This is a genomic window from Kitasatospora sp. NPDC101447, assembly GCF_044767225.1.
Lineage (GTDB): Bacteria > Actinomycetota > Actinomycetes > Streptomycetales > Streptomycetaceae > Kitasatospora.
The window spans coordinates 1-13356 of the sequence record NZ_JBIWNL010000056.1 but is presented as its reverse complement, the minus strand read 5'-3'; the positions used below and the strand labels follow the sequence as shown (position 1 = coordinate 13356).

The 13356-nt window shown below is 70.9% G+C and carries 14 protein-coding genes and 1 pseudogene; 5 read left to right on the top strand and 10 right to left on the bottom strand.

Annotated features, from left to right (window positions below; all coding sequences use genetic code 11):
- Positions 1-133: 133 nt before the first annotated feature.
- The 3 genes from ACIRST_RS40090 to ACIRST_RS40080 form a co-directional block, all read right to left on the bottom strand.
- Positions 134-898, bottom strand: coding sequence for an SDR family oxidoreductase (locus ACIRST_RS40090; RefSeq protein ID WP_350520815.1), 765 nt, complete (start codon positions 896-898; stop codon positions 134-136).
- Between the two features lie 60 nt (positions 899-958).
- Complete coding sequence (locus tag ACIRST_RS40085) at positions 959-1750, bottom strand: hypothetical protein (protein ID WP_402809242.1); 792 nt, start codon at positions 1748-1750, stop codon at positions 959-961.
- A gap of 141 nt (positions 1751-1891) precedes the next feature.
- Positions 1892-2428, bottom strand: coding sequence for a hypothetical protein (locus ACIRST_RS40080; RefSeq protein ID WP_350520817.1), 537 nt, complete (start codon positions 2426-2428; stop codon positions 1892-1894).
- A gap of 1328 nt (positions 2429-3756) precedes the next feature.
- Between ACIRST_RS40080 and ACIRST_RS40075 the strand changes: the two genes are divergently transcribed.
- From ACIRST_RS40075 to ACIRST_RS40065, 3 genes are read left to right on the top strand one after another with little or no spacing between them, the layout of a single operon-like run.
- Positions 3757-4860: a bifunctional DNA primase/polymerase gene (locus ACIRST_RS40075; protein ID WP_402809239.1), complete on the top strand. Its 1104-nt coding sequence runs from the start codon at positions 3757-3759 to the stop codon at positions 4858-4860.
- Entirely contained in the window at positions 4857-6542 is a 1686-nt protein-coding gene (locus tag ACIRST_RS40070) for a phage/plasmid primase, P4 family (RefSeq protein ID WP_402809237.1), read from the top strand. Before ACIRST_RS40075 ends, ACIRST_RS40070 begins: the two co-directional genes overlap by 4 nt.
- Entirely contained in the window at positions 6539-6943 is a 405-nt protein-coding gene (locus tag ACIRST_RS40065; RefSeq protein WP_030240262.1) for a DUF6009 family protein, read from the top strand. The genes ACIRST_RS40070 and ACIRST_RS40065 overlap by 4 nt, the downstream gene beginning before the upstream one ends.
- A gap of 87 nt (positions 6944-7030) precedes the next feature.
- Here ACIRST_RS40065 and ACIRST_RS40060 read toward each other — a convergent pair whose 3' ends face one another.
- Both ACIRST_RS40060 and ACIRST_RS40055 read right to left on the bottom strand, forming a co-directional pair.
- Positions 7031-7687: a hypothetical protein gene (locus tag ACIRST_RS40060; RefSeq protein WP_402809235.1), complete on the bottom strand. Its 657-nt coding sequence runs from the start codon at positions 7685-7687 to the stop codon at positions 7031-7033.
- Between the two features lie 234 nt (positions 7688-7921).
- A complete protein-coding gene (locus ACIRST_RS40055) occupies positions 7922-8515 on the bottom strand; it encodes a TetR family transcriptional regulator (protein ID WP_350520821.1) in 594 nt (197 codons plus the stop codon).
- Positions 8516-8669: 154 nt separating this feature from the next.
- Between ACIRST_RS40055 and ACIRST_RS40050 the strand changes: the two genes are divergently transcribed.
- Both ACIRST_RS40050 and ACIRST_RS40045 read left to right on the top strand, forming a co-directional pair.
- On the top strand, positions 8670-9530 hold the full coding sequence (locus tag ACIRST_RS40050) for an enoyl-CoA hydratase/isomerase family protein (protein ID WP_350520822.1): 861 nt from the start codon (positions 8670-8672) through the stop codon (positions 9528-9530).
- Positions 9531-9618: 88 nt separating this feature from the next.
- Positions 9619-9852 (top strand): DUF6210 family protein, encoded by a 234-nt coding sequence (locus ACIRST_RS40045; protein ID WP_402809232.1) that lies wholly within the window; start codon positions 9619-9621, stop codon positions 9850-9852.
- 81 nt (positions 9853-9933) lie between these two features.
- Here the strand turns inward: ACIRST_RS40045 and ACIRST_RS40040 are convergent, their stop codons facing one another.
- From ACIRST_RS40040 to ACIRST_RS40020, 5 genes and pseudogenes are all read right to left on the bottom strand, one after another.
- Positions 9934-10788 (bottom strand): HEAT repeat domain-containing protein, encoded by an 855-nt coding sequence (locus ACIRST_RS40040; RefSeq protein WP_402809229.1) that lies wholly within the window; start codon positions 10786-10788, stop codon positions 9934-9936.
- A gap of 144 nt (positions 10789-10932) precedes the next feature.
- A complete protein-coding gene (locus tag ACIRST_RS40035; protein WP_402809227.1) occupies positions 10933-11472 on the bottom strand; it encodes a hypothetical protein in 540 nt (179 codons plus the stop codon).
- Between the two features lie 520 nt (positions 11473-11992).
- Positions 11993-12550, bottom strand: a complete 558-nt coding sequence (locus ACIRST_RS40030; RefSeq protein WP_402809224.1) for a hypothetical protein — start codon at positions 12548-12550, stop codon at positions 11993-11995.
- 98 nt (positions 12551-12648) lie between these two features.
- A pseudogene (locus ACIRST_RS40025) lies at positions 12649-12922 on the bottom strand (IS5/IS1182 family transposase); the annotation flags it as partial.
- 251 nt (positions 12923-13173) lie between these two features.
- Positions 13174-13356 (bottom strand): hypothetical protein (locus ACIRST_RS40020; RefSeq protein WP_402809221.1); only part of this gene is annotated, 183 nt, incomplete at its 5' end.

Below are 13356 nucleotides of genomic sequence, written 5' to 3'. Positions count from 1 at the left end.
GGCCGCGAACCGCGACCTGAGGCGCTGTCACTCACCGAGGCCGGACCGGGCCGGGCTCGGCGGCCGCCGCCGCTCGCGGGGGTGCCCCCCGGCGACGCGGACACCGCCCGCGCGACGCGGACGCCGGAGGTCGTCACAGGCCGACGCCCCCGGTGACGTCGATCCTGGCGCCGGTGATCCAACGGGCGTCGTCGGAGGCGAGGAAGGCGACGGCGTCGGCGATGTCCGGCACCCGGCCGATCCGGCCGAGCGCGGTCAGGCCGATGTTGCGCTCCACGTTCGCCGGGTCGGCCAGCACCTCGGCGGTCATGTCGGTGCTGGTGAATCCGACGGCGACGGAGTTCACCGTGATCCCGCGCGGGCCGAGGTGCTTGGCCAGGGTTCGACTGAACACGTCGAGCGCGCCCTTGGTGAGCGGGTACGCGATCCCGTGGGCGGAGGCGAGGCGGGTGGTGACCGACGAGATCGTGATGATCCGGCCGCCGTCGCGCAGCCGCGGCAGCAGCCGCTGGGTGAGGAAGAACGGCGCCTTGATGTTGACCGCGACCATCCGGTCGAACTCCTCCGGGGTGAGGACCTCGATCGGTCGCCCCATCAGGTTGAGTGCCGCGTTGTGCACGAGGACGTCGATCGTCGATTCCCCGTGCGCGCGCAGTCCGGCCTCCAGCCCGGTCACGAGCGTGTCCACGTCGCCGGGGACGCCCAGTTCGGCGCCCACGACGAACGCCCGGCCTCCGGCGGCAGCGATGCTCGCGACGGTCTCCTCGGCCGCCGATGCGTTGCTGCCGTAGTGCACGGCGACCAGGGCGCCGTCCCGGGCCAGACGTTGGGCGATGCCGCGTCCGATGCCCCGGCTGCTGCCGGTGACCAGTGCGGTCTTCCCGCTGAGGTCTCCCATGTCCGCTCCTCGATCGTGGCCGGTGACGTCCTCCCGACAGAATAATAAGGTTAGGCTCGCCTAACTAGACTGGATCAGGTGATATCTGGCCGGACCCACCGGCCGACGGGACAGGGCCAACGACACCGGGCCGACCGCACCAGGGCCGTTGGCGGAGGCGTACTCGTCCGCGACGGTGAACACGCTGGCGCAGCGCGGGCATTCGGCCCTGCCGAAGAGGTGGGCGATCCCGTCGGCGAGCTGCGACTCCCCGTCGCGGAGGGCGGTCTCGTACATCCACCGCCCCACGCCCGAGAGCTCCTCGCGGAGCGCCGGCCGCAGGTCGCGCCGGTCCACGTCCCCCAGGTTCCAGTCCCGGATCGACGAGTAGCGGCCGTGGTCCCCGATCGCGACGGTCACCGTCACGGCGCAGTGCGGGCAGGCCACGTCGTAGAAGTCATCGGTGAAGTCGGCCAGGTCGGCGCTCCAGTGGTACTGCTGCTCGGCCGCGAGCAGGGCTCGGTAGCTCGCGAGGTAGCCGGCCGGCCGTGACCGCAGATGCCGGTCCAGCAGTTCGCGGAACTCGGCGATCGCATCGGCGCACTCCGCCAACAGGTCGTCGCAGCCGTGGTGTCCTGCTGCGCGGCGCAGGATGGTCCCGGCCAGGGCACGCGCCCGTGCGCTCCCGGAGGCGAGGCGCACCAGGCGCGGGAAGGCGGCGAAGCTCGCGGGGAAGAGGAGGTCGTCTTCGAGGCACAGGCGGAAGCCCAACTCCTGCCACGCCTCGGCGTCGTCCTCACGCTCCACCCGCTCCAGCAGCCCGGGAACCCGGTCGACCTCGCCGTGGCAGTCGTACATCCCCGCCCAGTTCACGAAGTGACCATGGGGAGGAGCCGATCCTCCGGAAAGGGCCCGGGCCCACATCCGGCGCTCATCGATTTTCCGCGGAAAATCGATGCCCACCGCTCAGGGTTCCGCTGCCGATGTTGCTGCCGCACGGCCGTGGGGGCCGGGTCACGCGGACTCGAACTTGATCACGGCGTCGCCGACGGCGGCGGCCCCGACGAAGAAGCCCTTCAACGCGCGCAGGTCGGCCGCCAAGGCCGCGGACCGCTTCTCGCTCCACGGGGTGGCGGAGCCGAGCGAAACGGCCTCCGCCGCCAGGGCGGCATCGGAAGCCGCCAGCAGGTCGTCGACGTCCACGCCGTCCAGGAAGGCCGATGCCGTCCGCACCTCGTCCGGCCGGAGCACCAGCACCTTCCACTCGCGGAACCCGTCGCTGCCAGGGTCTCCCCCGGTCTCGACCCGTTCCTCACCACCGAACACCGGGAGCTGCGCCACCGCCGGATCCGTACCCGTGCCGCCGGGCGCCCCGGTCAGGGCGACGTGCAGCAGGTAACCGTTGCGCTCCACGCCCAGCACCGCACCGGCCTCGCGCAGAGGCCCGAACTCGCTGTCGAACCAGTGCGGCACCAACGCGACGAGCCCCTTCGGCGACAGCTCGTCCAGGGACCGCTCGGCCACCCGCCGCCAGAAGAAGTCCACGCTCATCCCCCTGCACTCCGCCCCGTTCCGCACCGGTGTGCCCGTCGGCACCCGTCGTACCGAGAGGCTAGATGCGACCACTGACAGTCCGGTCCCGCACCCGAGCCGGGGCCCCACCCGTCGTCACCCCGTACCGTTCATCGACGCTGCAGCCACCCTCCCGGTTGCAGGACGACTCGACGACTCGGCAGCTTTCGCGCCCTGCCCACCGGCCACGGCCGGCAACACCGGCCCCTCCCGGACAGCGACCGAGTCCGCGAGCACGGACGGCTCCCGGTTCCGAGCGCCCACAGTCAGCACCACCACGCCCAGCCTGACGCCCATCTGCAGAGGTCCTCACGTCGTCGGGTCGGTGACCGTCGCCCAGCGGCATCCGCCGGGACAACGACCGGGGGCAGGGAAGGTCACGCGTGTCCCGGAGGATTTCTTCGGTCGCTGCACCGGGCGGCAGCGACCGAACCGCGACGAGCAGGTCCCAGCCGGGGCGGTCGCTGGTCCGTCGCTGCGCTTTTCAATCCGCAGCCAGAGTCGCTTCGGTCGCTGTCGGCGTCAGATGTGCGGTGCCGCGGCGGCAAGAGGCCTGGTGGGAGGGGCGCTCCCGGCACTTCCACCACCGGGCGGCGGCGGAGCGACCGAAGCTACGGAAGCGATCGAAGCGACCGAAGCGACTCAACGAAGGAACTCGTTCTGAAGCAGGGGGCACCCACCAGGGAGGCCCACGGGGCGGCCGAGCCGGTTTCCCAGCGGGGGCGAGCGACCGAAGCGACTCAAGCGACCGAACTTCAGACCTTCCTGCGCTTCAGGCACGGTCCTGGCACGCGCGACACGCCGAGCGACCGGGCGGGAGAGACTCGGTAGCTTTGGTCGCTGAGCTTCAGTCGCTGGATAAAACCCCAGGTCAGGGGCGCTACACTCACCCCAGCAGCGACCGAAGCGACTCAAGCTTGGGTATATGAAGACATTCCCGTGTGCGTGTGCGCGTTATAGACCCGGGCTACAGTCGCTTCAGTCGCTGTTGGGCTTGGAAAACGGCTTTGACCTGCGGAAATGTCAGCGGACCGAAAACAGCGACCGAAGTGACTCGGTCGCTCCCCCGAGGTTGGGTAGCTGAGTTTCCCCGTAAGGGCCGCCACTCCGGGTGCGTACGTGCTCGCTCGGATAGTCTGTGTGAGCTATCTTCTGGACTTCAGTCGCTTCAGTCGCTGATCCGGCGCTCACCAGTGCCCTGACCTGGCTTTTTGCCCTCAGCGACTGACCGAGCGACTCAAATCCGGGCAGCTACCGAGCGACTGGAGCTGCTGAAGCAGCTACTGAACCAAGGGGGAGGGACCAGCGTGACGGCGCCGCAGGCCGTGGGGAGCGACCGAACGGGCCGCCAGCCTGATGCGCTGGCTGTTGCCCGCTGGTGCGCAGCTCAGGGCTGGCCGGTCCATCCGCTGGCGCCCGGGCGCAAGACCCCGCCCGCCAACTGTCAGAGCTGCCAGGAGTCCCCGCACTCCCCCGGCGACTGTGCCTGCCCCCGCTTCGGTCGCTGGTGTCACGGCTTCCACGCCGCCACCGTCGACCAGGACGTCATCACCGCCTGGTGGCGGACCAACCCGGACTTCGGTACCGGTGTCGCCTGCGGCCCCTCGGGCCTGGTCGTCGTCGACGTCGACAGCCACCCCGGCACCGTCCCTGCCCGGGACCGGATCCTTCCTGGCATCCCCATCCACGAGCACGTCGACCTCGACGGCCTGGAGAACGGCTACCACACGCTCGCCCTGCTCGCCGCTCTCCGCAGCTCCCCCGATCCCGCAGAGGACACCTCCACACTGCGCGTCCGTACGCCCTCCGGCGGCCTGCACATCTGGTACCTGGACGACGAGCACCGGGGCTTCACCTGCTCCACCGGCTCCTCCACCGGACGGGCCCTGGCCTGGCAGGTCGACATCAGAGCTCACGGCGGCTACATCGTCGCCCCCGGCACCACCACGAGCGCCGGCACCTACACCCCCCTGCCCGGCGCCATGACCCCCGCACCCCTCCCCCGGTGGCTCGCCGAGGAGCTCGTCCGCACCGGGCATCTCAAGGAGAGGCCGGAGACCCGTCCGGCCGCGCCGACCCCCGTGCCCGACCGTGCCCGTCAGGCCGTCGTGGCCGCGGGCGGCGGGAAGCGCGGAGCCGAACGCGTCCTCGACACCGTCCTGCAGGAGGTGACCGACTGTGCCACCACGCCCGAGGGCGCCGGTTTCACCGGCAAGCTCAACCGCGCGGCCTACACCGTCGGAGGCCTCGTCTCCGCCGGACACCTGACCCACACCGCCGCCGAGCAGCTGCTCCTCGATGCCGCTCGCACCGCCCGTCCCACCCAGGACAGGCAAAGCTCCGCCGTCATCCGTTCCGGCCTCGCCGCCGGCGCCCGGCAGCCCCTGCACATCGGGAAGGCCCGCGGATGACCGACAGCACCCGCAAGAGGACGGTCTTCGACCCCGTGGCCGCAGCCCAGCAGATCCTGGCGTACCCGCCGGTCCCCGGTCCCGCGCAGGCCCCCTGGCACGGCGCCGCCGTCCAGGACAGCCTGCTCGACGACCCCGCCGAGACCGCCCAGCCACCGGTGCCACCGGTGCCGCCGGGGCAGTCCGAGCAGTCCGAGCAGCCCTTCCACGGGGCTCCTGCGCGGACCGCAGCGGCGCCGCAGGCCGCCCAGGCAGCCCGAACGGCCAAGGCCGCTGCGGGCCCGCAGGCGAGCCCGCACGGCCTGCTGCCCGACTCCCTCTCCGACCGCGGCAACGCCAAGCTCTTCGTCCACCTCTACGGACGCGACTACCGCCACGTCCCCGGCATCGGCTGGTACCGCTGGTCCACCCACCGCTGGCAGCTCGACGAGGACGACACCGTCCTGTGGGCCGCCGGGGAGATGGCCGAGAGCGTCGCCACCCACGACCCGCGCGGCCTCTACACCAACGCCGACCTGCGCCGGCACCGCCGCCGTGCCCTGTCGACCTCCGGCATGAACGCCATGCTCGCCCAGGCGAAGTCCGCCCCCGGCATGGTCCTCAACGCGGCCCTCCTGGACGCCGACGCCTACGCCCTGTGCACCCCCGGCGGCGTCGTCGACCTGCGCACCGGCGCCATCGTCCCGCCCGACCCCAAGGTGCACCACCACTCCCGGTCCACCACCCTCGCCCCGGCCCGGATGCCCACCCCGCGCTGGAACCGCTTCCTCACCGACACCTTCGGCGACGACAAGGAAGGCCGCCAGACCCGCGACTTCCTGCACCTGCTGCTCGGCTACTCGATCAGCGGCGACGTCGGCGCCCAGGTCATGCCCTTCCTCTACGGACAGGGCAAGAACGGCAAGTCCGTCCTGCTCGACGTCATGATCCAGCTGCTCGGCGACTACGCGGACGCGGCCCCGCCCGGCTTCCTCATGGCCAAGACCTTCGACGGCCACCCCACCGACCTCGCCGAGCTCCACGGCCGCCGCATCATCGTGTGCTCCGAGCTCAAGCCCGGTGACCGCTTCGACGAGGCCCGGGTCAAGCTGCTCACCGGCGGCGACAAGATCAAGGCCCGCCGGATGCGCCAGGACTTCTTCTCCTTCGAGCCCACCCACAAGCTCTGGCTGCTCGGCAACCACCGCCCCGAGGTGGGCACCGGCGGCTTCGCCTTCTGGCGCCGCATGCGTCTGATCCCGTTCGAACGGGTCGTCCCCGAGGAACGCAAGATCGACAACCTGGCGCACGTCCTCGTCGCCGAGGAGGGCCCCGGCATCCTCGCCTGGCTCATCGACGGCGCCCGACGCTACTTCGCCGGCGAGAAGGACCTCGCGGGCCCCCAGCGCGTCCAGGTCGCCACCACCGCGTACGCGGAGACCGAGGACCACGTCGGCCGCTTCCTCAAGGAGGCATGCATCACAGGCGAAGGCATGCGCGCCGAACAATCCCAGCTCTTCGGCGCCTACACCCGTTGGTGCGGCTTCGAAGGCGCCAATCCCGTATCCGGGCGTGCCTTCGCCGCACGAGTCCGCGAGACACTGGGTATGACCTCTCCCAAGGAGATGGTCCTGTCCAACAGCCGCAAGTACTACCCGGGCATCGGCCTGATCACCGACGACACAGAGGAGCAGAACGCGTGAGCGCGCTGATCGACCCGGCCGAGCTCGCCCACGAAACCGACCTCGTCTGGCTGGAGGACACCTCCGACCTCGACTACGTCCGCCAGTCGCTGGACCGCCTCACCACGCGCCGCGGCCGCCCCGCCTACCACCGCGACGGTCGCATGGTCGGATACGCGATCCTCGGCCCCGACGCCAAGTCCTCGCGGGCCTCCGGCACCTTCCGCCGGCGCGTCTTCTGGCTGCTGCCCCACGACCGCGACCAGGACCCGGACGGCCTGTACTCCACCGGCGCCCCGTCGGAGGCCGTCGACCCGCGCACCGTCGCCCCCGGGGTCAAGGGCTACAAGACCGAGCGCTCCGAGGGCGGCCCGGCCTCGCCGGCCATGCTGGAGCTGGGGATAACGCTTCCGAAGGCCTGAGGCCCACGGGCGTGACGCCCGGGGCCTGAGGCTCGCAGGCCTGAGCCCGGGGCCGACCGCTGCACCCGGTGCGTTCGGCCCGGGTGGCTAGCGGCTCTCGCGCTGCGGCTCCTCCGGGAGGACCGCCTGGCCCGCCAGAAGGCTCTCCAGGAACTGGCTGTGCCGGGCGGGCGCGCTGCTCCGGGCCTCCAGGGGCCGGGTGCGGAGCACCTGGGTCGGCTGCTCGGCCCGCTCGGCCTGCAGCGCCCGGTCGGCCCGTTCGGCCTGCTCGGACCTCATGACGCCGAGGGCGTCGGCGAGGCCGGTCATCGACTGGTGAAGCTCGGCCCGGTCGGGGCGCGCGGCGTCCGGCGCCGGGGTGTGCGCGTGCGCGGAGGAGCCGGCCTCCGTACTGTCCCGGCCGGCTTTCGCCGTCACCGTTGTGACCCCGGCCGTCCTGCTATCCGTGGCCGCGCCCGTGACCGTGACCGCGGCCGGTGCCTCACGCTTCGCCGCCCCACGCCTCGTCGCGGTGCGGGCCTCCGCCGTGCGTCCCCCTGCCGTGCGTTCCCCTGCGGTGCGTTCCCCTGCGGTGCGGGCCTCTCCGGTGCGCACCGCGGCCGTGTGCGCTGCCGCGGACTCCTCGCGCAGCCGGCCCACCTCGGCCTCCAGCGCGGCCAGCCGTGCCCGCAGTTCGTCCAGCTCGCCCTGCTCGCCCATCTTCTCCACTGCCCAGAACCCTCCCCGGCCGCCGTCCACGGCCATTGACGTGCGGCTTCAGCCTAGAGGTCGCGCAGATGGGAGCTGTGGGGGCGCCGCACGGCTGCGTGTGGACACCGTCCGCTTCGGCCGGATCGACACCCCACTCCCGCACTCGCGGCCGGGGCTGGACTCCGACGACGGGATCACCGCCGTCGGCTCGATCACTCCCTTCGGCCGCTTCGGCACTGCCGAGGAAGCCGCCGCTTCGGCCCTCTACAACGGAGCGTCCGTCTGCCGCTATGCCGGGGTCGAGAAGGCGGCGAACGCAGCGTCCAGCAGTTCGCCGAGGTCCTCTTGGCCGTCGCTCGCAGCCCATTGCCCGAGGACGATCCACAGGATTTCGAGTGCCGCCGCTACACGAACGGTGGCGATGACCGATGGCCCGTCGGTCGAGGAGGTTGTCCTCTGCAGTCGGGCGACGATCTCCGGTCGCCATTCGGCCTGCTTCTCGCGGAGGCGTGCGCACAGGGCCGGGGTCTGCTCGATGAGGCCGAGGATCGTCACGAGTTGCTGAACGTCGCCCACGAGGAACCTCACGGCCGACTCCAGGGCGTTGCGCAGCCTGCTCCAGTCGTCCTGGTTGGCCCGCTCGGCATCGAGCGCGTCAGTGATGACGCCACCGACAGGGTCGAAGACGAACAGGACCACGTCTTCCTTGGTGCCGAAGTAGCGCAGGAAGGTGCTCCGCGACACTCCGGCGGCTTCGGAGAGGTCGGCGAAGGTGACCTGGTCGAAGCCCGTGAGGCAGAACCGGTTGAACGCGACGCGGGCCAGCTCTGCTCGCACCGCGTGGCGGCTGATCTCACGGGTACCGACTGGCGCTGCACTCATGGGGACGAGTGTACTCCGACACACTCGTTTGCTTATTCGGATACAGGTTTCTAATCTGACACTCAGTGTCAGTCGCGAGGCTGAGATTCGCGACGCTGTCCCGAGCCGGTCGCCCGGTCACGGACCGTCCCTTACCGCGATATGGAGCCACCTCATGAGCTACGCAGACCTTCCCGCCCTGACGATCGACGTCTCGGACGGGGTCGCGACGGTGACAATCGATCACCCGCCGCTCAATCTGATGGACGCGGTCCTCCTGCCGTCACTCCGGGCATTCGTCGCACGTGTGCGGGACGACGCCGACGTCCGCGTCATCGTCTTCGAGAGCGCTGACCCGGAGTTCTTCGTTGCACACGGCGACATGGCGTACCTCACTGACCCTGACGCGCTGCCTGCAGCGACTCGCGCTGCGATCGCGGCCGCACCGGGCTCGACCGTCCCGGAAGGCCTGAACATCCTCCAGGCGATGAGCGAGGAGGTCCGCTCGCTGCCGCAGGTCACCATCGGCAAGCTGGCGGGCTTCGCGCGCGGCGCGGGCAACGAGTTCTTCATGTACCTGGACATGCGATTCGCGGCGATCGGCAAGTCGGGGCAGGGGCAGCCGGAGTCCTTGATGGGGATCCTCCCCGGAGGCGGCGGCACGGTGAACATGACGCGCCTGGCAGGAAGGGCCCGCGCGCTGGAGCTCATCCTCGGCGCCGAACTCGTGGGTGCGGAGCTCGCGGAACGGTACGGCCTGATCAACCGTGCCCTGCCCGCCGCAGAACTCGATTCCTTCGTCGACACCCTCGCCCGACGGATCGCCGGCCTCCGGCCGGAGGTGATCGCCATCACGAAGGCTGCGGTCGACGCGGTCGCGCCGCCGATTCCGCATGCGGCGTACGCCGTTGAGAACGAGGGCCTGTTCGCGGCGTTCGGCGATGAGGTCACCGAGCTCGCCCACAAGCTGCTCGCCGCTGGTATCCAGACCCGCGAGGGCGAACGGGACCACGAGCGCATCGCCAACAGCATCTGAGTGCCCGAGCTCTCGCCATAGGCGCGGTTGGGAAGGTAGGTGGCCGAGCGGGCACAGGCCCCGTTGATCAGGGAGTTGCTGACGCCCTGTGATCACCGAGGAGACCCGTGCCCGCGCTTCCATCACGGCTGACCGAGCCGCGAGCGGGACAGGCTTCGCGGCCTTGGTCGGAGCCGTCCGCTACTGGGCCTGCGACGGGACCACCGTGAAGCCGCACAGGCTGCAGCTGGACGAGAGCCGGATCCGCGAGGCCGACGAGGCCTGGGTACCGGTGATCACGCCGGACGGCCCCGGGGTCCTGGTGTGGCTCAACTCGGACTGAGCGCGGGGAGCGGCTGCGGTGTTCACTCCGGGGCAGGGGTCAGCGTCCGGGGCATGGGGATCAGCGCCGCAAGGACCAGGGTCACCCCGTCGGCTGGGCCAGGGCTTGGTGCGCGGCGTCGCGTACGTTCTCGTCCTCATCGGCCGTGAGCCGTTCGAGTGCGGCTCGGGCCTCGGGGGCCGGGCGTCCGGACAGGGTCCACGCCAGCCAGTACCGGACGGCGGGATCGGAGTCGCCGGCGCGGGCGACGAGGGCGTCGGTGACTGTCGCCTCGTGAGCCCCCCAGAGCGCGCTGACCGCTGCTCTCCGGACCTCGGGCGCGGCATCGGAGGTGCCGGTGATCAGGATGGCCCGGGCTGTCGAGGGATCGCCGGTGCCGAAGATGGTGCCGAGGGTCGTCATCGCGTGGGCGCGTATCGCGGGGTTCGGGTCGCGGGCCGCGTCGGCGATCAGCCCGAAGTACGTGTCTCCGCCGAAGTCGATGACGGCCAGACTCCAGAGACCCACCATCCGTGTCCCGGGGTCGTCGGAGGCGGCGCACTCCAGTGACAGCCTGAGCGAGGTCTGGGGCCAAGCCCTGAACAGGTTGAGGACGTCGAGCTGCAGTGTGGCCTCGTCGTCGTTGCGATCGGTCACCATCGCACGCAGCAGGGCGGGCAGGGCGTCCTGGCCGCAGGCACCCGCCAGGGCGTGGGCGATCCGGTCCCGGGCGAAGGAGTCGCCGGCATCGACGTGACGGGCGAGGCGTCGCTCCAGTTCCGGTCGAAGGAACGCGGCAGCCGGTGTGCGCAGCTGCTCCACCAGTTGCTCGCACCGAAGGCGGGTGTCGGGCCCGCGTTCGGCATCCGCGGCAAGCCGCGCCTCCAACTCGCTCAGCGCACGCTCCAGCGCCGCACGTTCCGTTGCCGTGATCCCCGTCCCGCCGGTGCCTGTCATGCGCCTCACCCTACGGCCGGGTGGTGATGGCCTTCGGCCCGGATGACGGTGACCAGCCATGGCGGGGACGCTCCCGCGGGAGGAGTGACCTGTGGGGGTGGGCTGTCAGGGTGAGCTGTCAGCGCGATCTTTCAGCGCGTTCTGTCAGGGCGTCACGCGTGCCCAGTCCGCGAGGAGTGAGAAGTCGTCCGCCGTCAGTCCGGTCTTCGGGTCGATGCGGTGGAGGAGCGCCGGGCCGTGGTGGTGGGCCCGGACCCAGCCGTGGTCCGCGTCCGTGATCTGGTCGTCGACCCAGGCGAACGGGCGGCCCTGTGCCCAGGCCACGATCTCCGGTGTCTTCCAGAACACGCCCCCTCCGGGCTGGGGACGCGGATCGGGCCAGGTGATGACCGGCAGGGTGGGAAGCCCCAGGAGGGGTGAGAGGAAGGTGTTGGCCTCCTCCTCCCACGTCGTCGCCCACACCAGGTCGTACGGCAGGGCGGTGAGCGCCGGCCCGTGATCCGGGTTGAGCCAGACCCGCAGTGGCTTCGGCGGCTTGTTCGGAAGGCCCCACTCCCGGAGCCTGCGCCGCTCGGCCGCCTCCCACTGCGGGGTCATCAGCCGGTGCGTCTCGTAGCCCTGGGGCCTCCGGTACGGCTTCGCCGCGGTCGGATTCAGTGGACCGTCAACGTCTATCAGCAGCATCGGCCGCATCAGCCACCCCCGGATGATCGTCCCCGTACGGTAGCGGTCGAGCGGCGGAGGGCCCAGCGATTTCCCGGCCGCGCCGACTGCCGGCCGGGGCACTGGCCGGCCCCGCGCCGCGTGCACTCCGGGCTGCGGTTGCGCGGGGCCGTGATCCGCCGGACCTCTCCCCCGCTGAGTACCGCGGATCGGCCGGACGATTTTCCGCGGAAAATTCGGATCCCGCGCTCCCTCGGATCCAACCGAGGGACGGGACAGGTGGAGGCCCGCGGGACTGACAGCCGGGGGCGGCGTCCTGTCCGTGATCGGGAAGGAGCCGCTGTAGCCGCCACCGGATCGGCTCGCAGGCACGGGACGCACAGCGTCGCTGATCCAGCGGGGCTGGTGCGTTGGGCGATGTCGATGGGCTCAGGATTTTCCGCAGAAAATTTCCGAGCCGGGTCGCCGGGTCCCACGGGTCGATGACAGGGCGTTGGTCGCCCCGGTTGTTCCTGTCCTCTCCCCGGGCACACCGCGGAGGTCAGGACAACGGTTGCCCGCCGCGGCCGGTCTTACTGACGCCGCGCGGTGAGAACGTCATCGGGCCGATCCAGCCTCGGCGGACGAGAGCAATCTGGGAGGGCAGCGGGGTCACCGGGTCGAGCGCCCTCCCCCGGGACCAGTTCTCGAAGAGGCCCTGGGTGGTGTCGACGGCGGACACCACCATGGTCACCTGAAGGCCCCCGTCGTCCCAGGTGTTCCACAGCGCCCAACCCTCCGGCCGTGCGTCGACACCGATTCGCGCGCACTCCTCCTCGTAGTCCTCGTCCATCCCGGCCGGCATGACTCCGGGCTTCAGCACCGTGGCGCCGACGAGCCTGACCAGGGGACGATCCTGCTCCGTACAGCCGTCGCCTTCGAAGTGGTAGCTACGCAGGACGCGGGCGAGCGCGTTGACGCTGCGTTGGAGAGACGTCGCATCGTCCGGATCAGGCGCGAACGAGAGCCAGTCCTCGTTGGACGCCTCGACGGTGACACGGTAGGCGAGACGCTCGATCTCCCGAAGGTAGTCCAGTTCGCTGAGCTCAGGTGTGGTCATGCCGCGCAGTCTGGCATCGGGAGACTTCCGTCCGGCACGCGTTTTTCCTCCGTCGGCAGCGGCCTGGGCCGCTGCCCTTGCCTGGGTTGGACGGCCTGGAGGTCGTGCAGGCGGGCGATGCCGAGCACGGCGTGGTGGACGCCGTGGCCCTTGAGGCGCCCGCGGCGGAACGACAGTCGCGCAGGACTTCCAGGGCTTCATCTGGGCGAGGACGTGCTCAGCGCGAGCTCGGACCTGCTTGTGCTCTCGGTTGTGCGCGGCCTGCCATTCCGTGGGCTCACCGCCCTTGGGCCTGCGGCGCGGGATGAGCAGGCCGGTTCCCGAGTAGCCGCCGTCGGCGGGCGTCGTGGTTTTGCCGACGGTGGCTGCGGCACGATCTGCACGGCACGGTTCGGCCCGCACGCTGTCGGCCTCCTCACTAGCCTGACGGGATGCATGAGAGTGGACCACCGCTGCTTGGGGACGTCTATCCCCGGCTGGTGTCGTTCGTGGAGGCGGCGCTGATCGCTGAAGGGGAACCCGCCCTGGCCGGGGCCGTCGGGCGGTTGCGCTTTCACGGGTGGTGCGGCTGTCGTCCGACCTGCACCTACCTCCGAACGGCTCCGGCTTCCCGTGCCGACAGCTCATGGCTTCATCTCGACGACGACGATGCGCCTCGCGTCTGGCTTCAGTTCGACCGGGACCACACGTCGTTCGCCGGGATGGAGATCTGCGAGTTCGACTTGGGGCCTGTCCCAGCGCTCGACCCGAACCGCCCTTCCGGGCTGGGGTAACCCCTCGGCGATGTGACCACGATCCGTGCGGAG

What these genes read in the sequence shown, in the direction of transcription:
- ACIRST_RS40050 (WP_350520822.1), top strand. Translation starts at nt 8,670, where the DNA reads ATGAGCTACGCAGACCTTCCCGCCCTGACGATCGACGTCTCGGACGGG.
- ACIRST_RS40040 (WP_402809229.1), bottom strand. Translation starts at nt 10,788, where the DNA reads ATGACAGGCACCGGCGGGACGGGGATCACGGCAACGGAACGTGCGGCG.
- ACIRST_RS40090 (WP_350520815.1), bottom strand. Translation starts at nt 898, where the DNA reads ATGGGAGACCTCAGCGGGAAGACCGCACTGGTCACCGGCAGCAGCCGG.
- ACIRST_RS40080 (WP_350520817.1), bottom strand. Translation starts at nt 2,428, where the DNA reads ATGAGCGTGGACTTCTTCTGGCGGCGGGTGGCCGAGCGGTCCCTGGAC.
- ACIRST_RS40035 (WP_402809227.1), bottom strand. Translation starts at nt 11,472, where the DNA reads ATGCTGCTGATAGACGTTGACGGTCCACTGAATCCGACCGCGGCGAAG.
- ACIRST_RS40055 (WP_350520821.1), bottom strand. Translation starts at nt 8,515, where the DNA reads ATGAGTGCAGCGCCAGTCGGTACCCGTGAGATCAGCCGCCACGCGGTG.
- ACIRST_RS40060 (WP_402809235.1), bottom strand. Translation starts at nt 7,687, where the DNA reads ATGGCCGTGGACGGCGGCCGGGGAGGGTTCTGGGCAGTGGAGAAGATG.
- ACIRST_RS40030 (WP_402809224.1), bottom strand. Translation starts at nt 12,550, where the DNA reads ATGACCACACCTGAGCTCAGCGAACTGGACTACCTTCGGGAGATCGAG.
- ACIRST_RS40070 (WP_402809237.1), top strand. Translation starts at nt 4,857, where the DNA reads ATGACCGACAGCACCCGCAAGAGGACGGTCTTCGACCCCGTGGCCGCA.